The 26,173-nt window shown below is 58.2% G+C and carries 27 protein-coding genes, 1 tRNA gene and 1 pseudogene; 13 read left to right on the top strand and 16 right to left on the bottom strand.

Annotated elements, in window-relative coordinates:
* The first annotated feature begins 5 nt into the window (after window positions 1–5).
* Window positions 6–1,172, top strand: a complete 1,167-nt coding sequence (locus Q0K43_RS00950; RefSeq protein ID WP_297288696.1) for an iron-containing alcohol dehydrogenase — start codon at window positions 6–8, stop codon at window positions 1,170–1,172.
* A gap of 156 nt (window positions 1,173–1,328) precedes the next feature.
* On the opposite strand, the gene Q0K43_RS00945 is transcribed toward Q0K43_RS00950, so the two are convergent.
* Window positions 1,329–2,906 (bottom strand): sigma-54 interaction domain-containing protein, encoded by a 1,578-nt coding sequence (locus tag Q0K43_RS00945; RefSeq protein ID WP_297288695.1) that lies wholly within the window; start codon window positions 2,904–2,906, stop codon window positions 1,329–1,331.
* Between the two features lie 353 nt (window positions 2,907–3,259).
* Between Q0K43_RS00945 and Q0K43_RS00940 the strand changes: the two genes are divergently transcribed.
* The 10 genes from Q0K43_RS00940 to glpK all read left to right on the top strand — a co-directional run bounded on the left by Q0K43_RS00940 (window position 3,260) and on the right by glpK (window position 14,028).
* On the top strand, window positions 3,260–4,165 hold the full coding sequence (locus Q0K43_RS00940; RefSeq protein WP_297288694.1) for a 3-hydroxyacyl-CoA dehydrogenase family protein: 906 nt from the start codon (window positions 3,260–3,262) through the stop codon (window positions 4,163–4,165).
* A 171-nt stretch (window positions 4,166–4,336) separates the two neighbouring features.
* Window positions 4,337–5,038 carry a Crp/Fnr family transcriptional regulator gene (locus Q0K43_RS00935; RefSeq protein ID WP_297288693.1) on the top strand — a complete coding sequence of 234 codons (702 nt, stop codon included), beginning with the start codon at window positions 4,337–4,339 and terminating at the stop codon, window positions 5,036–5,038.
* A gap of 45 nt (window positions 5,039–5,083) precedes the next feature.
* Window positions 5,084–7,369 carry a xanthine dehydrogenase subunit XdhA gene (gene xdhA / locus Q0K43_RS00930; protein WP_297288692.1) on the top strand — a complete coding sequence of 762 codons (2,286 nt, stop codon included), beginning with the start codon at window positions 5,084–5,086 and terminating at the stop codon, window positions 7,367–7,369.
* A 16-nt stretch (window positions 7,370–7,385) separates the two neighbouring features.
* On the top strand, window positions 7,386–8,273 hold the full coding sequence (gene xdhB / locus Q0K43_RS00925) for a xanthine dehydrogenase subunit XdhB (protein ID WP_297288691.1): 888 nt from the start codon (window positions 7,386–7,388) through the stop codon (window positions 8,271–8,273).
* Window positions 8,266–8,772: a xanthine dehydrogenase subunit XdhC gene (gene xdhC / locus Q0K43_RS00920; protein ID WP_297288690.1), complete on the top strand. Its 507-nt coding sequence runs from the start codon at window positions 8,266–8,268 to the stop codon at window positions 8,770–8,772. The genes xdhB and xdhC overlap by 8 nt, the downstream gene beginning before the upstream one ends.
* 39 nt (window positions 8,773–8,811) lie before the next feature.
* A complete protein-coding gene (locus tag Q0K43_RS00915) occupies window positions 8,812–9,381 on the top strand; it encodes a glycerol-3-phosphate responsive antiterminator (protein WP_297288689.1) in 570 nt (189 codons plus the stop codon).
* Window positions 9,382–9,478: 97 nt separating this feature from the next.
* Window positions 9,479–10,915: an NAD(P)/FAD-dependent oxidoreductase gene (locus Q0K43_RS00910; RefSeq protein ID WP_297288688.1), complete on the top strand. Its 1,437-nt coding sequence runs from the start codon at window positions 9,479–9,481 to the stop codon at window positions 10,913–10,915.
* Entirely contained in the window at window positions 10,908–12,167 is a 1,260-nt protein-coding gene (locus Q0K43_RS00905) for an NAD(P)/FAD-dependent oxidoreductase (protein WP_297288687.1), read from the top strand. Before Q0K43_RS00910 ends, Q0K43_RS00905 begins: the two co-directional genes overlap by 8 nt.
* On the top strand, window positions 12,164–12,508 hold the full coding sequence (locus Q0K43_RS00900; protein WP_297288686.1) for a DUF1667 domain-containing protein: 345 nt from the start codon (window positions 12,164–12,166) through the stop codon (window positions 12,506–12,508). Before Q0K43_RS00905 ends, Q0K43_RS00900 begins: the two co-directional genes overlap by 4 nt.
* A 35-nt stretch (window positions 12,509–12,543) precedes the next feature.
* The gene (gene glpK / locus Q0K43_RS00895) at window positions 12,544–14,028 is read left to right on the top strand and encodes a glycerol kinase GlpK (protein WP_297288685.1); all 1,485 of its coding nucleotides are present in this window, start codon (window positions 12,544–12,546) and stop codon (window positions 14,026–14,028) included.
* Between the two features lie 21 nt (window positions 14,029–14,049).
* Here glpK and Q0K43_RS00890 read toward each other — a convergent pair whose 3' ends face one another.
* Complete coding sequence (locus tag Q0K43_RS00890) at window positions 14,050–14,802, bottom strand: carboxymuconolactone decarboxylase family protein (protein WP_297288684.1); 753 nt, start codon at window positions 14,800–14,802, stop codon at window positions 14,050–14,052.
* 197 nt (window positions 14,803–14,999) lie between these two features.
* On the opposite strand from Q0K43_RS00890, the pseudogene Q0K43_RS00885 reads away from it, so the two are divergent.
* A pseudogene (locus Q0K43_RS00885) lies at window positions 15,000–15,545 on the top strand (O-acetyl-ADP-ribose deacetylase); the annotation flags it as partial.
* A gap of 10 nt (window positions 15,546–15,555) precedes the next feature.
* Here Q0K43_RS00885 and Q0K43_RS00880 read toward each other — a convergent pair.
* From Q0K43_RS00880 to Q0K43_RS00850, 7 genes are all read right to left on the bottom strand, one after another.
* A complete protein-coding gene (locus Q0K43_RS00880; RefSeq protein WP_297288683.1) occupies window positions 15,556–16,014 on the bottom strand; it encodes a flavodoxin family protein in 459 nt (152 codons plus the stop codon).
* The gene (locus Q0K43_RS00875) at window positions 16,011–16,562 is read right to left on the bottom strand and encodes a GDSL-type esterase/lipase family protein (RefSeq protein WP_297288682.1); all 552 of its coding nucleotides are present in this window, start codon (window positions 16,560–16,562) and stop codon (window positions 16,011–16,013) included. The genes Q0K43_RS00880 and Q0K43_RS00875 overlap by 4 nt, the downstream gene beginning before the upstream one ends.
* Entirely contained in the window at window positions 16,559–17,179 is a 621-nt protein-coding gene (locus tag Q0K43_RS00870) for a M48 family metallopeptidase (protein ID WP_297288681.1), read from the bottom strand. The genes Q0K43_RS00875 and Q0K43_RS00870 overlap by 4 nt, the downstream gene beginning before the upstream one ends.
* A 276-nt stretch (window positions 17,180–17,455) precedes the next feature.
* Window positions 17,456–17,941, bottom strand: coding sequence for a hypothetical protein (locus Q0K43_RS00865; protein ID WP_297288680.1), 486 nt, complete (start codon window positions 17,939–17,941; stop codon window positions 17,456–17,458).
* 145 nt (window positions 17,942–18,086) lie between these two features.
* Window positions 18,087–18,713 (bottom strand): TetR/AcrR family transcriptional regulator, encoded by a 627-nt coding sequence (locus tag Q0K43_RS00860; RefSeq protein ID WP_297288679.1) that lies wholly within the window; start codon window positions 18,711–18,713, stop codon window positions 18,087–18,089.
* 203 nt (window positions 18,714–18,916) lie between these two features.
* Window positions 18,917–19,378, bottom strand: coding sequence for a DUF4365 domain-containing protein (locus Q0K43_RS00855; protein WP_297288678.1), 462 nt, complete (start codon window positions 19,376–19,378; stop codon window positions 18,917–18,919).
* Window positions 19,379–19,436: 58 nt separating this feature from the next.
* Window positions 19,437–19,691 (bottom strand): helix-turn-helix domain-containing protein, encoded by a 255-nt coding sequence (locus Q0K43_RS00850; protein WP_297288677.1) that lies wholly within the window; start codon window positions 19,689–19,691, stop codon window positions 19,437–19,439.
* Window positions 19,692–19,847: 156 nt separating this feature from the next.
* Here Q0K43_RS00850 and Q0K43_RS00845 point away from each other — a divergent pair, with 156 nt between their 5' ends.
* Window positions 19,848–20,312, top strand: a complete 465-nt coding sequence (locus Q0K43_RS00845) for a hypothetical protein (protein WP_297288676.1) — start codon at window positions 19,848–19,850, stop codon at window positions 20,310–20,312.
* Between the two features lie 116 nt (window positions 20,313–20,428).
* On the opposite strand, the gene Q0K43_RS00840 is transcribed toward Q0K43_RS00845, so the two are convergent.
* From Q0K43_RS00840 to rpmF, 7 genes are all read right to left on the bottom strand, one after another.
* A complete protein-coding gene (locus tag Q0K43_RS00840) occupies window positions 20,429–20,737 on the bottom strand; it encodes a hypothetical protein (RefSeq protein WP_297288675.1) in 309 nt (102 codons plus the stop codon).
* 470 nt (window positions 20,738–21,207) lie between these two features.
* Window positions 21,208–21,284, bottom strand: a tRNA-Pro gene (locus tag Q0K43_RS00835).
* Window positions 21,285–21,379: 95 nt separating this feature from the next.
* A complete protein-coding gene (locus tag Q0K43_RS00830) occupies window positions 21,380–22,381 on the bottom strand; it encodes an NAD(P)H-dependent glycerol-3-phosphate dehydrogenase (protein WP_297288674.1) in 1,002 nt (333 codons plus the stop codon).
* Window positions 22,378–23,085: a glycerol-3-phosphate acyltransferase gene (locus tag Q0K43_RS00825; protein ID WP_297288673.1), complete on the bottom strand. Its 708-nt coding sequence runs from the start codon at window positions 23,083–23,085 to the stop codon at window positions 22,378–22,380. Before Q0K43_RS00825 ends, Q0K43_RS00830 begins: the two co-directional genes overlap by 4 nt.
* 3 nt (window positions 23,086–23,088) lie before the next feature.
* Window positions 23,089–24,414, bottom strand: a complete 1,326-nt coding sequence (gene der / locus Q0K43_RS00820; protein WP_297288672.1) for a ribosome biogenesis GTPase Der — start codon at window positions 24,412–24,414, stop codon at window positions 23,089–23,091.
* A gap of 17 nt (window positions 24,415–24,431) precedes the next feature.
* On the bottom strand, window positions 24,432–25,799 hold the full coding sequence (locus tag Q0K43_RS00815; protein ID WP_297288671.1) for a DUF512 domain-containing protein: 1,368 nt from the start codon (window positions 25,797–25,799) through the stop codon (window positions 24,432–24,434).
* Window positions 25,800–25,910: 111 nt separating this feature from the next.
* Window positions 25,911–26,105 (bottom strand): 50S ribosomal protein L32, encoded by a 195-nt coding sequence (gene rpmF, locus Q0K43_RS00810; RefSeq protein WP_297288670.1) that lies wholly within the window; start codon window positions 26,103–26,105, stop codon window positions 25,911–25,913.
* Between the last annotated feature and the right edge of the window lie 68 nt (window positions 26,106–26,173).

Raw genomic sequence — 26,173 nt, 5'->3', positions numbered from 1 at the left:
CGCCCATGAAAGACTTCACCTTTTCCTTTCCCACCCAGGTGGTCTTCGGCCGGGACGCAGAAAACCGGGCGGGGGAATTCTCCCGCAGATACGGCCCCAACGTCATGATCCTCTATGGCAGTCAGCGGGTCTGCCGCAACGGCCTGCTGGACCGGATCGTGGCCGATCTGGAACGCCACGGCCTGACTGTGACGCCCTTTGGCGGTATCCAGGAAAACGCGCTGCTCTCCAAAGCGGAGGAAGGCCGTCGCCTGGCCCGGGAAAGGAAGATCTCTCTGCTCCTGGCCCTGGGCGGCGGCAGCGTGATCGACACCGCCAAGGCCGTCAGCGTAGGCAGGCGGTACAGCGGCCCGCTGTGGGATCTGTACTCAGGTAAATCCAAAGTACGCTCCGCCCTGCCCATCGGCGCCATCCCCACCACCGCCGCCACCGCCAGCGAGGTCAACTGCATCTCGGTCCTCTGTCACAACCAGCAGCACAAAAAGGCCGCTCTGGAGGAACCACTCACCCGCCCCCGTTTTGCGCTGATGGACCCGACGCTGACCTTCTCCCTGCCGCCCAGGCAGACCGCCTGCTGCGCGGTGGATCTCTTCTCCCACGCCTTTGAACGCTATTTTCACAAAACCCAGCAGGGCGCCCTGCGCAACCAGATGTGCGCCGCCGTCATGCGCACTGTGATACAGGAACTGCCCAGGACCCTGGACCACCCGGACTGTTATGACGCACGCAGCCAGCTGATGTGGGCCGCCGCCGTGGCCCACAGCGACATGCTGGGCTTTGAAGGCGACTTTGCCTGTCACGCGCTCTCCCATGTCCTGACCACCGAACTGGGACTGCCGCACGGCATGGCGCTGGGCATTCTGATGGCCGCCTGGTGCAAATTCATGCTTACCGACGAGCCGGAGGCCATCGCCGATTTCTCCGCGCTGGTATGGCAGATCCCGCCCTCCCCCAGCCAGATCCAGACAGCCCAAAACGGCATCTCGGCCTTTCAGGACTTCCTCTGCTCCGCGGGTCTGCCCGTCACTCTGCGGGAGGCCGGTCTGGGCGAGGTATCGGTGGAACGTTTGGCGCAACGGGCCCTGCCCGGCGGTTCCGGCGCGTTGGGCGGAAATTTCCGGCCCATGCGGTATGAGGACGTACTCAGCTGGTTACAATTGGCCTGCGGTTGAAAAAGCAGGCGCACCGCCTCTCTTATTTTTCAGCCTTCTCCCCCCAACCCAACCCTCTCTCTAAAAAGCGCCGGCGGCCGTCGAACTTGATGTTCGGCGGCCGCCGGCGTTTCATGGGGAAAGCTCTGTCCTCTCCATCTGCCCCGCAGGCATGGGTCAACTCCTCCGATTCTCATACTCAATCTGATACTGTTTGATCTTCCTGCTGATGGTGGATGCGTTGATGTTCAGCTTCCGGCTTGCCTCCCGCAGATTGGACGACTCGCTCAGCACCTGCTCCAGCAGGCGTTTTTCAAAGTCGGCTACCGCCGTATTGAAATCCAGTTCCTCCGCCGGCGGTTCCGGCGCCGCCTCCCCGAGGGTCTCCATCTGACAGGGTTCCTCCGCAGGCAGTTGGGAGACCGGCGTCTCTTCCGGCACGTTCAACAGCCCTCGCAGCACGTCGTCCGCAATGCGCCCGATGCCGGAACTGCACAGAATGAGGTATTCCATCACATTTTCCAGCTCCCGGATATTCCCCGGCCACGGATACCGCTTCATATATGCGATCTGCCAATCCGTAAGGCCAAAGGTACGATTATACTTCTTGGTGAATCGCTCAATAAAATGGTCGCACAGCGCCTCAAAGTCCTCCAGCCGCTGCCGCAGCGGAGGCACCGACATGGGGATCACGTTGAGGCGGTAATACAGATCCTGGCGGAACGCCCCTTCCGCCACTTTTTTCTTCAAATCCGCATTGGTAAGAGCCAGGAAGCGGATATCCAGCTTAATGGGCTTGGTCCCGCCGATCCGGGTAATCTCCTGGGACTGGATGGCCCGCAGCAGCTTTACCTGGAGATCCATCGGCATATCCCCGATCTCATCCAGCATCAGCGTGCCGTGGTTTGCGTACTCAAACAGGCCGATCTTGCCCTTGGCATTGGCGCCGGTAAAGGCGCCTTTCTCGTAGCCAAACAGCTCCGACTCCAACAGATGCCCCGGAATGGAGGCACAGTTGATCTTGACGTAAGGCTTGTCCCGTCTCAGGCTGCGGCGATAGATCTCATCCGCCACCACCTCTTTGCCCACGCCTGATTCGCCGGTAATCAATACGGAAGCGTCGGTGGGCGCCACATGGTCGATGAGGGTGCTGATCTTCTCCAGGGAGCCGTATTTTCCCACCATTCCCTCCGACAAGTGCTTATCCGAGTCTTTGCTGATGTAACCGGGGCGAATGGCGTTGACCTCCTTGACGAAAGCCTCAAAGTCCTCCTGGAGTGAGTTCAGGGTCACAATGGGACGGCTGCATGCAATCACCTGCCGCAGACTGCCATCCTGCTTGAGAATGGGTGTTCCCACTACATAGCCTACCAACGGCTCCTCCGTCTTATAGGTTGTAGAGAGGCGGAAGGCGCTTTTTTTACTCTCCAGCACGCTGGTAACCGCGCCACCGGTAAACAGTTTATCCTCGCCGATCACACTGTGGATATCACGGTTCAGGATATCCCCCTCCGTGATGCCGGTATTGCGCGTATAGGCAGGGTTGATGTACAGCACCAGGCCGTCGGCATCGGTAATCAGGACGCTGTCGTCCAGATTGTCCACCACCTCTTTGAAATCAATGCCCCGGTCGTGAAAGGTCTCCAAGCGGGCATCCACTTCCCTCAACTGAGCAGCCAGTTCCGGTTGTTCCACCTGGGGAATCACATTCCGCAGTATCGCCTGCACTGCACGAATGGACAGATATTGATCCATGACATCTTCCTCCTTCGGGAATTTGAGCGTACATCGGAAGATCTTATATACCAATTGGATTTATTATACCATAGCTTTCCTCCAATTTCGACTACTTTCCCCATCCAACTTTTTCAACTTTTTTGATGGATTTGCCCTATATCTCTGTTGCATTTTGGAAACTATCTTCCATTTTTAACAAGATCATCGTTTCCGTTTTGCAACTTACCCGCCCTTTTACCCGGATCCAGGCCTCAAATCCGACGGAATTTCTGGCATGAAATTTGCTGCTTCTTTGAAGCAAGGATATGGCCGGCCTGGGCAATTCCGCTTTGTCCGGATCCTGCACACCACAAAGAAACGAGGAAGATATTATGGGAAAGATCAAAGCAGTTTTTGTGGGCACCGGCATGATCGGCGCCGGTCTGGCTGCCAACGCCATGCTGAAGGGCTATGATACCGTACTGTACGACGTGGTGCCCCCTGAAAAAATTCGTCAAAATATCAGCAGTATTCTGGATATTCTGGTGGAGGCAGGCGCTGCCACCCGCGCCCAGGCCGACGCTGCCCTGGATGCCTGCCAAATTTCCAACGATTTGGAACAAGCAGTGGCGGGCGCCGACTTTATCCAGGAGTGCATTCCTGAGCGGCTGGAGCTGAAAAAATCCACCTACGCCACCATTCAAAAGGTCACCGGGCCCAACGCTATTATCTGTAGTTCCACTTCCAAGCTGTTCCCCACCAAACTGCAGGAGGGCGCTCTCTACCCCCAGTCCATCCTGGTAGGCCATCCCTACAACCCCTCCTACCTGCTGCCCCTGATCGAGCTGTGCGGCGGCGAGCAGACCTCCGAAGAAGCGGTCCAGCGGGCCAAGGAGATCTACACCGGCATGGGCAAGGTGGCCGTGGTATGCCGCAAGGAGATCTACGGCTTTATCGTCAACCGTCTGTCCTGGGCCGCTCTGGATGCCGCCAAGGAATGCGTGCGGGACGGCGTGTGTTCAGTGGAGGATATGGACAAGGCTATCATGTTCGGCCCCGGTATGCGCATGGCGGTCACCGGCCAGCTGCTTACCATCAGCCTTGGCGTGGATGGCGGCTTCCGCACCATTGCGGAGAAATACGGTGAGGAACCCTCCCCCTACAACGAGCTGTACGCCCAGGGCGTGGATCAGGAAATTGCCAACCGCGATCCGGATATGGGCAACACCATTGAAGGCGTCTGCAAATTCCGGGATCACGCTTTCGCCGAACTGCTTCGCCTTCACAAACTGCTCTGACCAAAAGGATTTCCACCTCATCTCTCATCTGGAGTGCCCCGCCCTGCGGCGGGGCGCTCCTTTTTTTGCCCGCCCAACCCAGCTAAAAAGAAAAAAATAAAAAAAGAGACATATGACCTTTTCTTTTGTGGGAATCAGACGATATAATAAGGAATAAGGAGGTGCAGTCTTGTGGATCTTTTCAAGGAACTTCCTTTGCAGAAGCGGCGCTACCTGGAGCTTCTGTTTCGTAATTGTACCGAAGAAGTCAAGTATTATATGACCCTGATCGACATCGAAGCCGACCGGACCTTTATCAAAGCCGGCACAGACTGCACTCATATTTTCATCATTCTCTCAGGAAAGGTGACCGGCGTGGAATGGCCCATGCACGAGCGGCCCTATTCCTTCAAGGATTTTGGGCCGGGCGACTTTTTTGGTGAGATCGAGTGCTTTGCCGGCCTGGCGCAATACCGCATCAGCATTGTGGCCTCCACCAGATGCCGGGTACTCTCCATACCGGCGGACGTCTATATGGAGTGGATGCGCATGGATGTGGACGCGCTCTTTCTCCGCACACAGGAGAATATGCGCCGCCTCATCACCCAGACTGCCGAGGCCAGAAAATACCTCTTTATGGAGGGCAAAGACCGGCTGATGGTCCATCTGATCCGGAAATTTGAGCAACGCAATCCCATGCCTCAGCTGCTGGAACTGCGGCAGACCAGAGCCCAGATGTCGGAGGAAATCGGCTTCTCGGTCAAAACCCTTAATCGCAGTGTGCAGAAGCTGGAAGAACTGGGGCTGCTCCGGGTCCAAAAGGGCAAGATCGTTCTAACAGACCAGGGATACCGGCAAATGAAAGCTCATATCGAACATCATATCAACGGCTGATAGGCCATTGCTCCAATTCAATTCTGACGACAGGAGGAACGCGCCATGTATGTAGGAAAGAAAGCCACGCGGGTGGACGCCTATGACAAGGTCATGGGCCGTACCAAATATACGGACGATCTGTGCGACAAGGGAGCTTATATCGCCCAGATCCTGCACGCCACCATCGCCAACGGCCGGGTGAAGTCCATTGACACTTCCGCGGCGGAGGCCATCCCCGGCGTGGTCAAGGTATTCACCTGCTTTGACCTGAAGGAGAAGCACTACTTCCCCACCGCCGGACACCCCTGGTCCACCGACGAGAGCCACCAGGATGTGGCCGATCGGCTGGTACTTACCGACCGTGTCCGCTTCTACGGGGACGATATTGCCGCGGTGGTAGCGGAGGACGAGGTGATTGCCGCACAGGCCATCCGGGCTATTAAAGTGGAATATGAGGAATATCCCTTTGTGCTGGATGTGCTGGATGCCATGAAGGACGGCGCGCCCCAGCTCCATGAGGCCTATCCCAACAACATCCTCAAGCACACCACCATCCGCAAGGGCAACTATGAGGAGGCCATCAAAGAGCCCGGCCTCATCAAGGTGGAGGGCTGGTATGATACCCCCACCGTCCAGCACTGCCATATCGAAAACTTTATCTGCTTTGCCGAGATGACCGGCGACCGGATCAAGATCGTCACCTCCACCCAGATCCCCCACATCGTCCGCCGGGTGGTGGGCCAGGCTCTGGGCATCGAGTGGGGACGCATTCAGGTCATCAAGCCCTACATAGGCGGCGGCTTCGGCAACAAGCAGGACGTGCTGTACGAGCCTCTGTGTGCCTGGCTGTGCATGCAGCTGGGAGGCCACCTGGTGAAGCTGGACGTGCCCCGGGAGGACACCTTCGTCTCCACCCGTGTCCGCCACGCCATCCGCAGCCACATTATTTCCTGGGTACGGCCCGACGGCACCTATGCCGCCCGCAAGCTGGAGGCCTTCTCCGACCAGGGTGCCTACGCCTCCCACGGCCACAGCATCTGCGCCAAGGGCGTGGGCGCCTTCCCCCAGCTCTATCCCTGCGACAATGTGGAGTGCGACGCCTATACCGTGTTTACCAACAAATCCGTGGCCGGCGCTATGCGAGGCTACGGCATTCCCCAGGCCATGTGGGCCACCGAGTGCCACACCGAGGAGGTGGCGGCCAAGCTGGGTATGGACCCCATCCAGTTCCGGCGCAAGAACCTGATGCCGGTGGGCTACACCGATCCCTTCTCCAAAAACGAGCTGTACAGCGATACCTTCAACCAGTGTATCGACAAGGGCATGGAGGCCACCGATTATCTGCGGAAGTACCAGGCCTACCAGAACCAGACGGGGGACATCCGCCGTGGTATCGGCATGGCGGTGTTCTGGTACAACACCGCCGTGTGGCCCATCTCTCTGGAGACCTCCTCCTGCCGGATGGTCCTGAATCAGGATGGCTCCCTCCAGGTCCAGGTGGGCGAGACCGAGATCGGCCAGGGGGCGGACACCGCCTTTGCCCAGATGACCGCAGACGTGGTGGGCATCCCGATGGAGAAGGTCCATGTGGTGTCCTGCCAGGATACCGACATTACCCCCTTCGGCACCGGCGCCTACGCCTCCCGCCAGACCTACACCGCCGGCTTCTCCATTCGCCAGACCGGTTCCCTGCTGAAGGAGCGTATCCTCAACTACGCTCATGAGCTGACCCGGATGCCCCCCTACAACCTGGATATTGTGGACGGCAACATCGTCCGCACCACTGACGGCCGGGTACTGATGACCCTGGGCGAGCTGGCCACCGAGGCCCTTTACAGCCTGACCCACAGCCAGCACATCACCGCCGAAAGTACCGCTCAGATCAAGTCCAACGCCTACTCCTTCGGCTGCACCTTTGCCGAAGTGGAGGTGGATATCCCCCTGTGCAAGGTGAAGCTGCTGGATCTGGTCAACGTTCACGACGCCGGCACCATCATTAACCCCGCTCTGGCGGAGGCTCAGGTCCACGGCGGCATGAGCATGGGCATCGGCTACGGCCTGTCGGAGAAGCTGCTCTTCGATCCCAAGAGCGGCAAGGCTCTGAACAATAACCTGTTGGATTACAAGCTGTCCACCTTTATGGATCACCCCCGCCTGCGGGCCTTCTTCGTGGAAAACGCGGAACCTACCAGCGCCTTCGGTACCAAGGCTTTGGGCGAGCCGCCCACCTGCTCGGTGGCTCCCGCCATCCGCAACGCCATCTATCAGGCCACCGGCGTTTTCATTGACGAAGCGCCTGTCAACCCCCATATCCTCTTCCGCCGCTTCAAGGAAGAGGAGCTGATTTGAAAGGAGGCCACCGGCCATGTATGATATCAAAGCCCTTTATGAGGCCCAGAGCGTAGCCCACGCCGTCCAGCTGCTGCTGGAACACCCCCAGGCCCAGATCATTGCCGGCGGCAGCGACGTGCTGGTTCAGATCCGGGAGGGCAAGCGGGCCGGCAAGGAGCTGGTCAGCATCTACGGCCTGGACGAGCTGCGGGGCGTGTCCTTTGAGGAGGACGGCGCTATCCGCATCGGCTCCCTCACCAGCTTCTCCCACATTACCAAGGATCCCATCATCCAGGCCCACATCAACGTACTGGGTCAGGCGGTGGACCAGGTGGGCGGCCCCCAGATCCGCAATATCGGCACCATCGGCGGCAACACCTGCAACGGGGTCACCTCCGCCGACTCGGCCTCCACCCTCTTCGCCTGGGACGCCATCATCGAGATCACCGGACCGGAGGGCGTGCGCCGCATTCCCATCCAGGACTTCTACATCAAGGCCGGCCAGGTGGATCTGCGTCCCGGCGAACTCCAGACCGCCATTCTCATCCCCAAGGCCGCTTATGAGGGCTATCAAGGCCACTACATCAAGTACGCCATGCGCAACGCAATGGACATCGCCACCACCGGCTGTTCGGTCAATGTAAAGCTGTCGGTGGACAAGAGTATCATGGAGGACGTGCGTATTGCCTATGGCGTGGCGGGCCCGGTCCCCATGCGGGCCTCTACCGCCGAGGCGTATGCCAAAGGCAAGCCCACCACCAAAGCGGAGATCAAGGCTTTTGCAGCCACTGTTCTGGAGGACATCAACCCCAGAGACAGCTGGCGTGCCGCCAAGGATTTCCGGCAGCACATTGCGGTGGCTCTGGCGGAGCGTGCCCTGACCGAATCCATCCGTCTGGCAGGAGGTATGATCCATGAGTAAGCAGTATAAGCTGGTTCGCTGCACCATCAACGGCAAGCAGGTGGAGAAGATGATCGACGTGCGGGCTTCCCTCACCGATATGCTGCGGGACGACTACCGACTCACCAGCATCAAAAAGGGCTGCGAGGTAGGCGAGTGCGGTGCCTGCAACGTGCTGGTCAACGGGGAGTGCTTCAACTCCTGCATCTATCTGGCAGTGTGGGCCGACGGCAAGGAGATCCTCACCCTGGAGGGGCTGGCCGGCCCCAACGGCGAGATTTCCGATATCCAGCAGGCCTTCATCGACGAGGCCGCCGTCCAGTGCGGCTTCTGCACCCCCGGCTTTATCATGAGCGCCGCCGAGATCCTGGAGTCCGGCAGGGAGTACTCCGACGATGAGATCCGCAAGCTCATGTCGGGTCACCTGTGCCGCTGCACCGGGTATGAGAACATCTTCCGTGCGGTGAAAAAGACCATGCTCCGCCGCCTGGGCAAAAACGCCGAGGCCGACGCTGTATGATCCGTGCCGGCCGCCGGGCATAGAGGGGAGGGAGTGATCATGGATCGCGCAAGCCTGCTGGAGCTGCTGGCCGACGGGCCGGTCATTGCCGCAGTCAAGGACGACGCCGGACTGGAGGCAGCCCTGAAAAGCGACGTGGCGGTACTGTTTCTCCTCTACGGAGATATCCTGACCATAGGCGAAACAATCGCCCGTATCCATCAGGCCGGAAAGAGGGCTTTCGTCCATTTGGATCTGATCGACGGTCTCTCCGCCCGGGAGATCTCCGCCGACTTCATCGCCCGGCACACCGCCGCCGACGGCGTGATCTCCACCAAATCCGCCCTCACCAAGCGGGCCAGAGAGCTGGGTCTGGTCTCCATCCAGCGGGTCTTCCTGCTGGATTCTATGGCTCTGAACAATGTAGAGCGCCATTTTTCCCAGGAGTCCGCCGATCTGGTGGAGGTGCTGCCGGGGCTGATGCCCAAGATCATCCGGCAGCTGTGCCGAACCACCGGAAAGCCCGTCATTGCCGGCGGACTGATCTCCGACAAGGAAGATGTGACCGGCGCACTGGGGGCCGGCGCGGTGGCCGTATCCTCCACCAACCCCGCTGTCTGGGCCATGTAAAATCACATCATTTGTTTCCAGAGTATGAGAGCGAAACAAAACTGCCCCAATGGGGAGGTTTTGTTTCGCTCTTTTTTGGATACCAGGAGGTCTTGTTATGTATGATGTACTGATCATCGGGTGCGGCATCACCGGCGCGGCAGCCGCCTTCCATCTCTCCCGCTACCGGCTGAAGGTAGCCGTGCTGGAGCAGGAAAACGACGTGGCTGCCGGCGCCACAAAGGCCAACTCCGCCATTCTCCACGCCGGATACGATCCGGAGCCCGGCACCCTCATGGCCCGGCTCAACGTGCGGGGTGCGGCCCTGGCAAAGGAGCTGTGCCGCAAGCTGGACGTACCCTACTGGCAATGCGGCTCTTTTGTACTGGCCTTCTCCCCGGAGGAGGAAACCATGCTTCAGGCCCTCTGTCAGCGCGGGTTGGCCAACGGTGTGCCTCAGCTGCGTGTGATCACCGGCGACCAGGCCCGTACCATAGACCCCAACCTGTCCCCCCAGGTCATCTCCGCCCTCTACGCCCCCACCGCCGCCATCTGCTCTCCCTGGGAATACTGTCTGGCGCTGGCGGAGACCGCGGTACGCAACGGCGCCGACCTCCGTCTGGAAACCGCCGTTACCGGCCTGGAGCGGCTGGCGGAAGGCTGGCTGATTCACACCAATCAGGGCGATCTCAAAAGCCGCTATGTCATCAACGCCGCCGGGCTGTACGCCCAGGCCATTCACGAGATGGCGGCTCCCAGGACCTTCACCATCCGCCCCTCCAAAGGCCAGTATTTCCTGCTGGACAAAAGCGAGCGGCGGCGGGCCAATCATGTGATCTTTCAGTGTCCCGGCCCCGACGGTAAGGGTGTGCTGGTGGCGCCCACCGTTCACGGCAACCTGATCGTGGGGCCCAGCGCCGAACCGGTGGAAGGAAACGACGTGTCCACCACCACCGAGGGGTTGGCATATGTTCGCAGCACCGCCCTCAAGTCGGTGCCGTCCATCTGCTTCCGGGAGTCTGTCCGTAACTTCGCCGGCGTTCGGGCCGCTACAGACCGGGCAGATTTCATCATCGAGCTGTCCGCCCCCCATTTCCTGGATCTGGCAGGCATTTGTTCTCCCGGCCTGACCGCCGCCCCCGCCATCGCGGAATATGCAGCCCAGCTGCTGGAGAAAGACGGCCTGGTACTGGAGGAAAAGGACGTTTTCTACTGCCAGCGCCGACGAATCCGGTTTCATGACCTGCTCCCGGCAGAGAAAGCGCAGCTGGTGGCGCAGAATCCCGCCTATGGCCGGGTGATCTGCCGGTGCGAGACCATTACCGAGGGAGAGATCCTGGACGCGCTCCGCAGTCCCATCCCGCCCCGCTCGGTGGACGGTGTAAAGCGCCGGGCGGGTGCAGGTATGGGCCGATGTCAGGGCGGATTCTGCGGTCCCCGGGTAGTAGAGATCCTGTCCCGGGAGCAAGGCGTAAGTCCCGGAACCATCGTACAGGACAGAGCCGGCAGCTGGCTGCTGGCAGGCCGGACGAAGGGAGGAAGTTCGTATGTATGATCTGATCGTCATCGGTGGCGGCCCGGCAGGGCTGGCTGCCGCCTGTGCGGCCTGGGAAAAGGGTCTCAAACACATCCTCATTGTGGAGAGGGACAAGGAATTGGGGGGGATCCTCAACCAATGTATCCACAACGGCTTCGGCCTGCACTATTTCAAGGAGGAGCTGACCGGTCCCGAGTATGCCGGTCGTTTCATTCAAATGCTGTCAGCTACCGGGGTGGAGGTGCGGCTGGATACAATGGTACTCACCGTAACCGCAAGCCACCAGGTCCATATGGTGGGCCAATCCACCGGCTACCGCATTGAAGCGGCAAAGGCCATCATTCTGGCTATGGGCTGCCGGGAGCGTACCCGCGGCGCCATCGCCATCCCCGGTCAGCGGCCTGCCGGTATCTTTACCGCCGGCGCGGCCCAGCGTTATGTCAACATAGAGGGCTGGATGCCGGGCCGGCGGGTGGTGGTCCTGGGCAGCGGCGACATCGGCCTTATCATGGCCCGCCGCATGACCCTGGAGGGGGCAAAGGTATTGGCCTGCGTGGAGGTCATGCCCTACTCCGGCGGCCTGAACCGGAATATCGTCCAGTGCCTCCAGGACTACGATATCCCCCTCTACCTCTCTCACACTGTCACCGATATCAGAGGCCGGGACCGGGTGGAGCAGGTGGTGGTCTCCAAAGTGGACGAAGATCGCCAGCCCATACCCGGCACCGAGATGGTGTTCGACTGCGACACCCTGCTGCTGTCGGTGGGCCTGATCCCGGAGAACGAGCTGACCCGCCAGGCAGGTATCGTCATGGACGCCCGCACCAACGGGGCGGTGGTCTATGAAAACATGGAAACTTCCCTGCCCGGTGTCTTTGCCTGCGGCAACGTGGCCCACGTCCACGACCTGGTGGATTTCGTCACCGCCGAAAGCCAGCGGGCAGGCGTAGCAGCAGCGGACTATGTACTGGGCGCACCCCCAGCCGATTGCGGTGTGCTGGAGGTGGAGGCATGTGACGGCGTGAGCTACACCGTTCCCCAGCGTATCCGCCCGGATCGGGTGGAAAAAGCCTGCGATCTTTTCTTCCGGGTCAATCGCATCTTTGGAGCCAGTCAAATTCTGGTGCAGTCGGGTGATACCCTCATTGCCCGGCTCCCCCGGGAACACCTGGCCCCTGGGGAAATGGAGCATATCGTTCTGCCCCGGGCCCTGCTGGACAAGGCCTGGACCAACATCACCGTATCCATCCAGGAGGTGGCGACCCAATGAAAGAATTGATCTGCATCGTCTGTCCCAAAGGCTGCCATTTACAGGTGGATGAAACCCAGGACTATCAGGTCAGCGGAAATGGCTGTCCACGGGGCGCAGAATATGGTAAAATGGAGTTGACACACCCCACAAGGGTGGTCACCTCCACCGTCCGCTGTACCGGCGGCGCCCATCCCCGCTGTCCGGTCAAGACCAACGCCCCTATTCCAAAGGCGCTGATTTTCCAGGCTGTCCGCTGCCTGGACGACGTGGAGCTGACCGCACCCATCCATACAGGGGACATCGTGGTGCCTGACGTCTGCGGCACCGGCGTTTCCTTTGTAGCCACACGCGATCTGTGACCGCAGCAAGGCTGCGGAGTTCGGGAGGCATCGTTATGGAAAAGTATATTCTCTCCCTGGATCAGGGTACCACCAGTTCCCGGGCCATCCTCTTTGACAGCGAGCAGAACATCATTGGCATCAGCCAAAAGGAATTTACCCAGATCTATCCCCAGGAAGGCTGGGTGGAACACGACGCGATGGAGATCTGGTCCTCCCAGTACGCAGTGATGATGGAGGTCATCGCCCAGTCCGGCATAGACCCGGCCAGCATCGCCGCCATCGGCATCACCAATCAGCGGGAGACCACCATTTTGTGGGACAAGGCCACAGGCCGGCCCATCTGCAACGCCATCGTATGGCAATGCCGCCGCACCGCCGGTATTGTGGATCAGCTGATGGCCGATGGGCTGGGGGATCATATCCGCAAAACCACCGGCCTTATCCCCGACGCCTACTTCTCCGCCACCAAGATCAAGTGGATGCTGGATCATGTGGAGGGCGCCCGGGAGAGGGCCCGCCGGGGGGAGATCCTCTTCGGCACGGTGGACAGCTGGCTGCTGTGGAAACTCACCGGCGGGGCGGTCCATGTCACCGACGTGACCAACGCCTCCCGCACTATGCTCTATGATATCCACAAGCTGTGCTGGGACGACACCCTGCTCCAGGCCCTGGACATTCCCAGGGCCATGCTGCCCGAAGTGCGTTCCTCCAGCGAGATCTACGGCTATACTGAGATTCAGGGGATCAAGGTACCCATCGCCGGTATCGCCGGCGACCAGCAGGCCGCCCTCTTCGGCCAGACCTGCTTTGAACCAGGGGACGCTAAAAACACCTACGGTACCGGCTGCTTCCTGCTGATGAACACCGGCTCCACCCCCTGCGAAAGCCGCAACGGCCTTATCACCACCATCGCTGTAGGCCGAAATGGCGGCGTCCAGTACGCCCTGGAGGGCTCCGTCTTTGTGGGCGGGGCGGTGATTCAGTGGCTGCGGGACGAGATGCGCTTCTTCACCGAGAGCCGGGACGCGGAATATTACGCCCAGAAGGTACCCGACAACGGCGGGGTATACCTGGTTCCCGCCTTTACTGGCCTGGGCGCTCCCTACTGGGATATGTACGCCCGGGGCACCCTGGTGGGTCTCACCAGAGGTACCCGGCGGGAGCATATCATCCGGGCCGCTCAGGAATCCATCGCCTACCAGGTGGCCGACCTGGTGCATGCGATGGAGTCGGATACCGGCGTGCCCCTCACCCAGCTGAAGGCCGACGGCGGAGCCAGCCGGGATCAGTTCCTGATGCAGTTCCAGGCCGACATCATCGACCGCGAGGTGCGCCGCCCCGCCATTCGGGAGACCACCGCCCTGGGTGCGGCCTACCTGGCCGGTCTGGCTGCCGGCGTGTGGCAGGACACCGACGAGATCCGCCACCTGTGGATGTGCGACACAGCCTTTGAACCTCATATGGCGGCGTCAGAGCGGGAACGGCTGCTGGCCGACTGGCACAAGGCGGTGGGCCGCAGCCGGGACTGGAGCAGATAAGGACCTTTGATCGGCCAGGACTCAGCCCAGCTTACCGTACTCCGCGTCGGAGACAGCCTCCAGCCACTGGTTGGAGCAATGCTCGCCCGGCACCTCCAGCGCCAGGTGGGAGAACCAGCAGTCCGGAGCTGCGCCGTGCCAGTGCTTTACGCCCACAGGAATATTGACCACATCACCCGGATGCAGTTCGCGGGCCTTCTCTCCCCACTCCTGATAGTAGCCCCGGCCAGCCACGCAGAGCAATATCTGCCCGCCGCCCTTATCGGCGTTGTGGATGTGCCAGTTATTGCGGCAGCCCGGCTCAAAAGTTACGTTATAAACGCCCACCTGGCTGGTGGAGAGGGGGTGCAGATAGCTTTGACCCACAAAATACTGGGCAAATCCGTCGTTGGGCGCTCCGATGGGAAATACCATCTCCTTTTGATGGCGGTTTCTGCCGTCCTCCCCGCCGTCCTCGGCCCAAACCTCCTTGGCCATATTGAACGCCGCCCAGGCTTTGGGCCAGCCGGCGTAAAAGGCCGCGTGGGTCAAAATTTCCGCGATCTCCTGTCGGGTGATGCCATTTTGCTTTGCAGAAGTCAGATGATAGCGGAACGAATGATCCACCAGTCCCTGAGCCATCAGGGCCACCACTGTAACCAGAGAGCGGTCCCTTGCGGATAGCTGCTCCTCACGGCTCCAGACCTCGCCGAACAGCACATCGTCGTTAAGCTGAGCAAACTTGGGGGCAAACTCACCCAAGGCATCTCTGCCTGCCGTCTGTTTCACTGCCATATCGAACCCTCCTGGCTATAAAATAAAGTTGCCGTTTCCGTAAGGTACGGCAACTTGCTTTTTTATTTTATCACTGCTTGGGTAAAATCGCAAATGTCTGTACCCCACGGTTCGTCCTACCTGTTATGCCGGACGTTGTACGCCGGCGAACTGTGTGGTATCATAAAAATATCCAACGAACTGTGGGAGGTGGGGAAATGCCCCTGCACATTGTCCGAAACGACATCACCACCATGAAGGTGGACGCCATCGTCAATGCCGCCAACGAAAGTTTACTGGGCGGCGGCGGTGTGGACGGCGCGATCCATCGTGCCGCCGGCCCGGAACTGCTCTCTGAGTGCCGCACTCTGGGCGGCTGCAAAACAGGACAGGCCAAAATCACCAAGGGTTACCGCCTGCCCGCCAAATTTGTCATCCACACTGTGGGACCCGTCTGGAGGGGCGGCGGCTATGGGGAACGGGAGTTGCTGGTCTCCGCCTACCGCACTTCTCTGGAACTGGCCCTGGCAAACGGCTGTGAGAACATAGCCTTCCCGCTCATTTCCTCCGGTGTATACGGATATCCCAAAGACCAGGCCCTGAAGGTGGCGATAGACACCATTGAGGAATTCCTGCGCGCCCACGCCATGACGGTCTATCTGGTCCTCTTCGATCAGGCGGCATACGCCGTCGCCAGTAAGCTCTTTCCCGATATTGCGGCTTACGTCGACGACCGCTATGTATCGGCACATAGCGACGGGCAGTTATAACATTTCATTCCCCGCCGTTTTGCGCTTGAAGTTCCCGGTAGAATGCGCGGGCGTTCTCCAAATCCTGCCGGTCCGGATGGCCCTTTGCAATGCCGCCCACCAGTTTAAATGGGCCGAACGTGTCGTAGCCCTTGCAGGAGAATTCTCCCAGCACCGTGCAGTCCTTCTCCCGGGCGATCTCTGCCACAGCCTTCGCCCCGGTGCCTTTGGCCCCGCCATAGGTATAGACAAAGAACACCGGCTTCCCCTGGGGCAGATACTGCCGGGCGAACTCCACCACGGCCTTTTGAAATTCAAACCCATAAATGCCGGAGGCAAAGCCGATACAGTCATACCCCTCCAGCCGAACGGACTGGCGTGTGGTCACATCAATCAGATCCATGTCGCCCTCGGCGGACATCGCCTCCAGAACTTTCAGGGTATTCCCGTGGTGGCGGGAGTAGTAGCATACGACGGTTTTCATCTCTGGTTCCCTCCTGATCTGAGTGCTTCCAAAAGTCCGGCGGCAAAGGTTCTGTGTCCCTGCGGTGTGAAATGAACGCCGTCATGGGCAAGGGCAACACCCCATTTTCCGGCATCGGCAAAGCCGATACCCAGCCGCCGGGCAAGGGCGCGGCAGCATTGGGCAAAGGCTTTGGACGCATCAATAAGCTGTTGACCCGGCACCCATTCGCCCAGAGTCATAGGCGGCGGCGCGATCAGCAGGATTTGTTCCGGCGCCAGCCGCAGGCTGGAAAGCAACCCTTCCAGCCTGTCTGCAGCCTCCTTCGGACTACGGCCCTGGAGCAGATCATTGGCGCCCAGCATCAGGATCAGCAAATCAGTATCGGCAGGAAAATCAGGCGTCGTCACCGGGATCTCCCTGCCGTTTTCGCCCAGGTTGCAGACTGTCCAACCGGTTTCAGCCGCCAAAATATCCACCCAGCGGCTCTCTTTGTCATAGCGCCCGCCCAGCCAGGAACGGGGATCATAGCCATAGGTATTGGAATCGCCGAAGCAGACCACTTTCATACCGCGCCACCTTTACTACAGCCCGAAGTATCTGGATGAAAGCTCAGGCTTTCATCCACGGTTTTCGGACGCAGACGCTCCACCAGAGCGCCGCCGTGTTCCTTCAGCCAGTTCCGGCGCATCTGATAATCCGGCAGCACCCGTTCCACCTCCGCCCAAAATGCGCGGGAGTGATTCATATGCTTTCTGTGGCAAAGTTCATGGACCACCACATAGTCCAGAACTTCCGGCGGACAAAGCATCAGCAGACAGTTGAAGTTGAGGTTGCCCACAGCGGAGCAGCTTCCCCATCGGGAGATCTGCCTGCCAATGGCCACCCTGCCGTAAGAGACTCCCACCGTCGGAGCAAACCAGGCTACCCGCGCCGGAATGGCGCGGGTAGCCTGTTGCTTCAGTTCCAGCAGCTGTCCCTCTGTGAAGGGCGGCAGCAATTCCCGTCTGCGTTCCATCGCCTGGGCCAAATGCCCCTCGATCCATGTCTGCTTGTCCCGCAAAAAGCGCCGGATCGCCTGGTCGGACATATGCCACGGAGCCCGTACCACCACGGTCAGGTCCCGCCTGATCTCCAACGAGACGGTCTTTCGTCGGCTGCGGATCACTTCCAACTGCCCTTCCATTCCCGTATCTATCCTCGCTTCACACCTATTTGTTTCAGTATAGCACAAAGCGCGAGAAAAGACACGCACTGGATTCTGATTGACATTAAGGTTGGTCCTGATCCTCCCCCTCCGGCGGAAGCGGGTGCCACGCCGGCGGCTCCTTTTTCCGGTGAAGCAACTGTCGGATTCGCTCCAGAATGGACTCCACAAAATGAAACCACAGATTTCCCACAATAACTATGACTAAAAGCACCAATACAATGGCGCCGATTTCCTTTAGGGGCATGGGCCGCCTCACTTTGTGGCAAAGCGATTGAGGAAGAACTCTGTAAAGGCAGCCAGCTCCTCCTCCTGGGACACATAGACGTACAGGCTCTCATCCTCCAGCCAGTCATAGGCGTTGATCCCGATGTAGCTCTTCTTATCAGGATAGATGATGAAGGCGTCAGTGGGATATTTGTTCCGGTAGGCCTTCAGGATCTCCGACCGGCGGTAATAGGTGGGGTCGCCGCAGCCGGAGAGGTCGGGAACTGTGGGAACAACCACGATGGTCTGGCTGGCCTCATTCCATCCCACAATCAAATTGCCGATCTTCGTCTTGCTGCCGTGTACAAAGCCGTAGTTAAACCGACTTACATCCTCGGTATAGCCGAAAATCAGTCTGTAATCATCGCCCTTTTCCACCACCTGATTGAACAATACCCGCATCTTTTTCGCGTTTGCATTGCTCTTCTCCATGTCCACCTCAGGTCCCTTAAACAACTTACTGAAAAAGCCCATAATCCTTTCCTCCTTCAATCCGTGTTTTGTGTCTTTGATAAATGGGCTGTCTTAAATAAAGACGATTTTAAGTATATGTTTTTATTTTGACTGAAAAGCAATCCGTCTGAACGGAAATCAAAGTGTGCCTGATTCAGACGGATTGTTATGGGTTTTCATTGCGCGCCTGCCTCCATGTATCCAGGCAGTTCACTATGGCATCCAGTTGGAACCTGACCGTCTCTTCGGCAGCTTCCGGAACGAGCATCGGCAGCGTTCCGGGAATGGCCCTGCGGATGAGCATAGCCATCAGGCTCAAGTTGGTAAACAGGGCGATCCGTTCCCGATTCGCACGAATCCCGAACGTCTCCAAAATACCGCCAAAAAGGCGTACCTGTTTCTCACGAAACAACTGATAGCTCTCCTGAGACAACCGCCGGAAAAGCATCTGCTGTTCCTCCACAGTCATGACGACAACCCCGTTTTGCTCACCATAGCAGCAGGTATGCAGAAATTGTCTGACGGCGTCCTGCCAGCTTAGCGCAGGCTCCTCCATCAACCGCCGCGCATACGCAAGGATCCGGGGCTGTTGAACATAAATGGCCTCCACGATCAGATCCTCTTTGGTGGGAAAGAAAGCGTAAAAAAACGTACGGGAAATGCCCACGGCCTTGTAGATCTGCTCCACCGTGGTATGCTGTATGCCCTGCTTTGCCATCAATGCAAGCGCCGTGGTAATCAGAGCTTCCCGGATCTGTTCCCGCTCCCCTTCCGAATATGCGACCTTTGGCATCTTGCCCCCCATTAAAAACATTTCATAAATTTTGTATTTATTTTACCATGTGGGTTTCTGCTTTGCAAGGGTAAAATCACCCCGGTGTTACGGGGCGTACGTTGCACTTGCGCAAGCGGCAAGCTTGAAAGCACGTTCCAGCAGCGGCGATATCACAATTCCCGCAGGAAACCGCCTGTGCTGTCATACAGGCGAACAACAACTCAATTCGCTCCTGAAAAGTATTGCGTCTCTTGATAGCACTCCAGGAGCGGCATATTCTTTCTGGACAGGTTGATTCCCCACTCCGGAGAACTCTTTTGACCGGGTTTTTCGTAATTTCTTTCTACAAGCAATTCATTTGGCTTGCTCCATGCCTGGGACGGGATTACATAGCAATCCGGTAAGAGGCCGTCTCTAAACAGCAGCAGACAAACAAGCCGTGTGGGAGAGATCTCCATTTTATCCTTGCGAATATAGACATAGTCCATATTACGCACCGCTTTTACCTGAATTTCGTAATATTGGCTATCCCCAGGGTTCCTGGCTACAAAGTCCACACCATGATCATCCACCTCGGAGGTGTAGACGTCATACCCATAAGAGGCAAACTCCATCTTTGCATAGTACTCCGCATACCGCCCCAATTGGAGATGTGAAAGTTTCGACCAGTTTGTGTTAGGCATCTCAGTCCTCCACTCCTTCCCCGTTTCATAAAATTATAACCACCGGCCGTGCCGGTGGTTATGATTCGTCCGTGTCATCCTCAAAGGAATACTCATTCAATTCCTTAAAATCCAAAAATTCCGCCAACGTCATATTAAACGCCAGTGCTATTTTATGGAGTGTTTTTACCCGCGGATTCTTGGTCAGTCCACGCACAATGTTGTCCAAGGTAGATTGCTTCACATCACTCATAGTGGCCAGCTTATTGACCGCAATCCCACGCTCTTTACAAAGCCTGCGGATTCGCGCCACATAAAGCTCTGAATAATCCATGTTCCAACCTCGCTATTATCATTACCCGTTTATGGGTTATCATGATAATAACAGCGAAGTCTTGCAATATTACCCGAATACGGGTTGACTTCTCAAATATTGCTGCCCTACAATAGAATTACCCGAATTCGGGTAATTCTATTGGGGGCATATCATATGTTAGTCTGTACTTTCTTCGGCCATCGTGACTGTCCGGCTGCGATCCGGCCCAAGCTGCGGGAGATCCTGGTGGCGTTGATCGAGCATCAAGGGGTAGCGCAGTTCTATGTGGGCCGCCAGGGGGCCTTCGACGCCCTGGTACGGGGTGTTTTGGACGAGCTGGCAGCGGAATATCCCCACATCCGCTATGCGGTGGTGCTGGAGCGGCTGCCGGGCAAACAAAATGGGCAGCACAGCGGGGAGGGATCCTCCCACACCATGCTGCCCGAGGGACTGGAAACTGTCCACCCCCGCTGGGCTATTGCCCGGCGCAATGCGTGGATGCTGGACAAGGCCGACTATGTGGTGGCCTACGTCACCCATTCCTGGGGTGGGGCCGCTCAGTTTGTGGCAAAAGCCGCCCGGCAAAAGAAAAAAGTCATCCATCTGAGCGGGCCATCTGTGATAAGGAAAAAGCCTTGAAACTTGCGTTTCAAGGCTTTTCCACCAAATTATTTGGTCGGAGCGTAATGATACAATTTAGAAAAATCTGGTCATATCAATGGTTTTAGCGTAGCAGGCAAGAGGTTTTAATCCCATTAGATACGATAATCAGAAAGATCCTCCATCCTTTCGGCAAATGATTTTATCTGATCGGCTTCTTTTTCAAATTGCGCCTTGATTTGCTCGTTCACGCGTGCATCAAGGATTCGTACGACTTCCAAATCTTCTTCTTTGATGCTGATTTCGGCAATATCATCCTTCTCGCCGCACTGTGGAAAATTGACCAGCCAATAGCCTTTGACGCATTTGGAATAGCAAATCCATCCATACATACCTTTATGAACGCCATCTCGTGAATAGGTTTCTTTTTCAACGGTCACTCTTACATTGTCCATTTCTTGCATATTATTTACCTCCATATGGTGTTGTCATCCTCAATTTTCCGCCTGGCTCCACCATCCAACCGGTAATGAAGGAAACCTCTCCAGTTCCATCTCTTCTTGGAATGATAACACGGATACTAATTCTTTGACCGTTCCAGTTTAATTTACCAAGAGTATATTTGCCTGCGATATATCGTTCCTTCGCCTGCCGCTCTATCTCTGCTTGCAGCCATCCAGCATCAAGCACTCTTCGCAATGGGTTTCGCCCTCTGAATGGTGCGTCCATTGGACCCAGCTTGGTAGTCCTGCATCCTTTGGGGTTGTACCGAAACATCGCTTATAGTACAACAGTTATTCCCCCCTTTTGAAAGTACAAGAAAATCATTCTTCATAAATAGGGGAGAAATAGGCCAAAAGTTGCACGTTTCCGCACAACTGCTACAAAAAATTTTAAAAATAAAAAAATCGGAGTACCCCAAAGGATACTCCGATGGTCCGAGTGACTGGATTCGAACCAGCGGCCTCTTGAACCCCATTCAAGCGCGATACCAAACTTCGCCACACCCGGAAATCGCCGCCTGAATCAGACGGCTTGATTATATTAACACACCTCGTTGGAGAATGCAAGTGTTTTTTTGAATTTCTTTTCTTTTTTTCTGCCGGTCACACCCAGCTGTCCTCCAGCTCGTGCTTCCGCTCCCGGTTCATTAAATCCACGATCACACCATGGGGGTCCTTCCCCTCATAGAGTACCTGATAGGCAGCCTCAGCGATGGGCATCTCTACCCCCGCCTTCCGGGCCAGCGTACGGGCATTAGCCGCTGCATAGTAGCCCTCTACCACCGCGCCGATCTCCTTCACCGCCTGCTCGGTGGGCGTTCCCTTGCCGATCAGGATGCCGCAGCGGCGGTTGCGGGAGTGCATGGAGGTACAAGTCACGATCAGGTCGCCCACGCCGGACAGACCGGCAAAGGTCTCCCGGCGGCCACCCATGGCCACACCCAGCCGGGCAATCTCAGTCAGCCCCCGGGTCATCAGGGCCGCCTTGGTGTTGTCGCCGTAACCCATGCCGTCGCTGATACCGGCACATAGGGCGATCACGTTCTTCAGGGCGGCCCCCAGTTCTACGCCCACCACGTCATCGGAGGAATAGACCCGGAACCGCTCGTTCATAAACAGATCCTGCACCAGCTCCGCCGCACCGCAGTCCTTGGATGCAGACACCACCACAGTAGGGATATGCCGTCCCACCTCCTCGGCGTGGGAGGGGCCGGACAGCGCCACAATGGGATGGTTCTCCCCTACCTCCTGCCCAATGGCGTCGGTCAGGGTCAGGGAGGTATCCTTCTCAATGCCCTTGGATACCGACACCAGCACCGTCCCCGGCGCCAGCAGAGGCGCGGCAGCCCGGGCGGTGTTACGCACCGCAAAGGACGGCGTGGCCAATACCACCACGCCGCAGCCCTGTACACAGGACAAGTCGGAAGTCAGTTTCAACCCCTCGGGCAGAGGCACGCCCTTCAGCAAGGGGTTCTCTCTGGTCTCCTGCAAAACAGCGGACTCCGCCTCCGTATAGGACCACAGCGTCACATCATGTCCGTTTTCCAACAGCACCAGGGCCAGAGCCGTGCCCCAGCCGCCGCTGCCCAGTACCGCGATCTTCACTTTGACGAACCCCCGTTCAATTTATGATGCAGGCTGAATTTGGACTCAGTGCCCTTCAAAATACGCCCCAGATTGCCCCGATGCTTCCATACGATGAGCCACCCGATGACAACGGCCATCACAAAGAGTACCACGTCCTGGTACACAAACAAAGTGGCAAAGGGGAACGAGGCTCCCGCCCAGATGGAACCCAGGGAGACCCACTTGGTGATGACGGCCAGAATAAGGAAGCCGCCCCACACCACCAGAGCGATCCGCCAGTCCATCATGATGGCAATGGTACCGCCGGAGAGGATTCCCTTCCCTCCCTTGAAATGAAACATACAAGGGAACATATGGCCCAACAGACAGAACAGAGCGGCCCAGTATTTGGCATAGGCCATCACAATGGTCTCCTGACTCCAGAAGCCGTTATCCCAATAGCGGACCATCAAAATACCCACCCAGATGGCGACGATGGCCTTGATCACATCAGTGAGGATGACCACAAAGGTCAGCGGCCCGCCGAAGGTGCGGTAGAAGTTGGTCAGGCCGGCATTGCCGCTGCCGTGGGTGCGCACATCGTCCCGCAGGATATACTTGGAGACAATGACCGCCCCGTTGAAGCAGCCGCAGAAATAGGCGATCACCGCCAGAATCAGCAGGGGCAGACAGACATTGGACAGCAAAAACGGGGTCACATCCGCCCATGTCATTCCAGGCATGCCTTATCCCTCCTTGTCGCTCTTCTGCCTGATGGTGAGGCGCACCGGGGTGCCCTCCAGGCCGAAGGTAGAGCGGATCTGATTTTCCAGATAGCGCTGGTAAGAGAAGTGGAACAGCTTGGCGTCGTTGCAGAAGCAGACGAAGTGGGGGGGCTTGATGCCGATCTGGGTCATATAATAGATCTTCAGACGGCGGCCCTTGTCCGTGGGAGGCTGCACCCGGGCGGTGGCGTCGGCCAGCACCGAGTTGAGCATACCGGTGGTGATCCGCAGGGAGGCCTGATCGTTGACATAATTGATGAGGTCAAAGAGCCGGTCCACCCGCTGGCCCGTCAGGGCGGAGATGAAGACGATGGGGGCGTAGGTCATATAGGACAGGTCACGGCGCACGTCCTGCCGCATCTTGTCCATCGTCTTGTCGTCCTTCTCGATGGCGTCCCACTTGTTGACCACGATGATGCAGGCCTTGCCCGCCTCATGGGCCAAGCCGGCCACCTTGGTGTCCTGCTCGGTAACTCCCTCGTTGGCGTCGATCATGATGAGGCATACATCGGCCCGCTCGATGGCCATCGTGGCCCGGAGGACGGAGAACTTCTCGATGGGGTCGTCCACCTTGGATTTCTTTCGCATACCGGCGGTGTCGATGAGCAGGTACTTGCCCCTCTGGTTCTCAAAGTAGCTGTCCACCGCGTCCCGGGTGGTACCCGCCATATCGCTGACGATGACCCGTTTCTCCCCCAGGATGCGGTTGACCAGGGAGGACTTGCCTACGTTGGGCTTGCCGATGATGGCCACCTTGATGACGTCGTCCTCCTCTTCCTCCTCCTCTTCCGGGGGGAAGTATTTGAAGCACTCGTCCAGCAGGTCGCCGGTGCCGTGGCCGTGGACGGCGGACACCGCGATGGGGTCGCCCAGGCCCAGGTTGTAAAATTCATAGATGTCCGGGTTGGTGGTACCCACCTGATCCATCTTGTTCACCGCCAGCACCACCGGCTTGCCGGAGCGCAGCAGCATGTTGGCCACTTCCTGGTCGGAAGCGGTGAGGCCGGTCTTGACGTCGCACAGGAAGATGATGACGGTGGCGTTCTGGATGGCGATCTCGGCCTGCTGGCGCATAAAGGCCAGAATCTCGCTATCGGTCCCCGGCTCGATGCCGCCGGTATCCACCAAGTCGAACTTCCGGTTCAGCCACTCGGCCTCGGCATACAGCCGGTCCCGGGTGACGCCGGGGGTGTCCTCCACGATGGACAGCCGCTGGCCCACCAGCTTATTAAAGAGCATGGACTTGCCCACGTTGGGCCGTCCCACAATGGCAATCAAGGGTTTCATGGTAGTTTTCCCTCCCTTTACGGGTTATAGCGGTAATACTCCGCCTCCGGCGGAAGTACGGGGCAGCTGGCCGTCACTTCCCGGCCCAGGATGGCGTCGGCCAGGTCAAAGCCGCTGTCAGCGGGCACTGGAATCACAGCCACGCCCAGGGCCTCCTCCAGCTGCTCCACGGTCACGTCGTCCAGGAAGACCCGCTCGCCCGCGCGAAGCATATTGTCCGGGATGAGCAGCCGCTTGCCCAGTTCCCTGCCTCTCAGCTGCTCGATGAGGTCGGTTCCGGTGATCAGGCCGGAGACCGTGATGGTCTCTCCAAAGAAGCGGTTGACAATAGGATAGACCATTCCTTTTATATTACCGCACTTTTCCCGGATCTTGTCAACAATTTCCTGCACAAAGGGGGCTGCGGACAGACCGGTGGCCACAGAAAACGGGGCGACCTCCGTCTGGCCCTCGTCCTCCAGGGCCAGCTCCGCCTGTTGGAGGAGCAGCCGCAGCATCCCCACGCCGTTTTCCAGCTGATCCATATCCTCATAATAGGCCTTCTCCGGCAGAGGCCGGCCTGCGATGAGGTAAAATTCATCGGAACACCAGGCCAGGCTGGTGCCCTGTTTCTCCAGGAAGGCGGCGGCAAATTGCTCCACCTGGTCAAGAAGGGCGGCGGCCTGCTCCCTGGTGTAGGGCTCGATCCGGCAGAGCCCCTCCCGGAATTTGGTGATGCCCACCGGCACCACCGCCACGCTGGTCACCGCCGGATAGAGGCCGGACAGGTCGTCCAGGGTGCGCTCCAGCGCGGGGCCGTCGTTGACGCCGGGGCAGGCCACGATCTGGCAGTTCATCTCAATGCCCGCCTGGGCAAATTGTTTCATGACCTCCAGGCACTCCCCCGCCCGGGGGTTTTTCAGCATGGCGGAGCGCAGCTCAGGATCGGTGGCGTGGACCGAGATATTGATAGGGCTGATCCGCAGGTCCATGATCCGCTGGATCTCCCGCCGGGACAGGTTGGTCAGGGTCATATAGTTGCCCATCAAAAAGGACAGCCGGGCGTCGTCGTCCTTAAAATAGAGGGTGTCCCGCATTCCGGGGGGCATCTGATCCACAAAGCAGAAGATGCACTTGTTGGCGCAGGAACGGGCCTTGTCCATGAGATAGGTCTCAAAATTCAGGCCCAGGTCCTCCCCCTCCTCCTTGCGCAGGCGCAGGGTACGGCTGTTCCCCTCCGGATCTGTCAGGGTCAGCTCCAGCCTGGGATCATAGGCATAAAATTTATAGTCCAGCACATCCACGATGGGGTGGCCGTTGATGTGGGTCAGCTTCTCCCCAGGCCTGACGCCCGCCTTCCGGGCTGGACTGTGGGGGTCCACCGATGCAATTTTCGTCAGGCTCATGGGCGACCTTCTTTCCGGTATGATACGGCACATGGGTCATTTCACTTCATTTTACCCGATTTCCGGGCAAAAAGAAAGAGGGGCCTATCTCCCCTCGTTCTTTTTGGCTATTTACTTCGCCTCGGCGGTTTCCACCTTGCCCAGCTCATGGCCGTTGTAGGTCATGCAGCTCTTGCACATCCGGTGGGGCAGACGGAACGCACCGCACTTGGGGCAGGTGGTGACGCCGGGAGTCTCCAGCTTCCACACGGAGCTGCGGCGCTTATTCCGGCGCTGCTTGGACACTTTACTCTTAGGGACTGCCATCTATGACACCTCCTTAGGTTCATGCCCTGGCCGGGCAAATCTTACTCATCTTTATCCAACAGCTGCGC

The organism is uncultured Flavonifractor sp. (assembly GCF_944383115.1).
Taxonomy (GTDB): Bacteria; Bacillota; Clostridia; order Oscillospirales; family Oscillospiraceae; genus Flavonifractor.
This window is presented reverse-complemented; position numbering and strand designations above follow the sequence as displayed.